The sequence below is a fragment of the Halomonas sp. IOP_14 genome (assembly GCF_021021315.1).
GTDB classification, from domain to species: domain Bacteria; phylum Pseudomonadota; class Gammaproteobacteria; order Pseudomonadales; family Halomonadaceae; genus Vreelandella; species Vreelandella titanicae.
This window is the reverse complement of the sequence record NZ_JAINWD010000112.1, coordinates 1-786: the sequence shown is the minus strand read 5'-3', so window position 1 is coordinate 786 and position 786 is coordinate 1. Positions and strand designations below refer to the sequence as shown.

Annotated in this window: 1 protein-coding gene; it reads left to right on the top strand. The window is 59.9% G+C overall.

The features are described 5' to 3' along the window. A partial coding sequence (locus K7H09_RS24330; protein ID WP_230806384.1) for an electron transfer flavoprotein subunit alpha/FixB family protein occupies window positions 1–786 on the top strand: 786 nt, incomplete at its 5' end.

Genomic DNA, 786 nt, shown 5'->3' with positions numbered 1-786 from the left:
GCCGCCAAACTCGACGGCGTAAGCAAAGTACGCGTCGCGGATAACGCCGTTTACGCCCACCAGCTGGCCGAGCCAATGGGCGCGCTGCTGGTCGAACTGGCCGATGGCTACACCCACGTACTGGCCAGCGCCTCCACCACCGGCAAAAACGTACTGCCGCGTTTAGCGGCGCTAAAAGATGTTAGCCAGCTGTCGGACGTTATCGCTGTGGACAGTGCCGATACCTTCAAGCGTCCTATCTACGCCGGTAACGCCATTGCGACGGTGAAAAGCGACGATGTGCTCAAGGTCATCACCGTGCGTTCCACCGGCTTTGATGCGGTCGGCACCAGCGGCAGCGCGACGGTGGAAGCCGTCGACGTAGTGGTGGACAACAGCCAGTCCAGCTTTGTCAAAGAGGAGCTGGCGCAGTCAGATCGTCCCGAATTGGGCGGAGCCAAGGTGGTGATCTCCGGTGGCCGCGGTATGGGCAACGGCGAAAACTTCAAGCTGCTCGACGGCATTGCCGACAAGCTGGGGGCTGCCATTGGTGCTTCCCGGGCCGCGGTAGACGCAGGCTTTGTGCCCAACGATATGCAGGTTGGCCAGACCGGCAAGATCGTTGCCCCAGATCTGTATATCGCCGTGGGTATTTCCGGTGCCATTCAGCACCTGGCGGGCATGAAAGACTCCAAGGTGATCGTCGCGATCAATAAAGACGACGAAGCACCGATTTTCCAGGTGGCGGATTACGGCCTGGTGGGGGATCTGTTTGAGATCCTGCCCGAGCTTGAGAGCAAGCTGTAA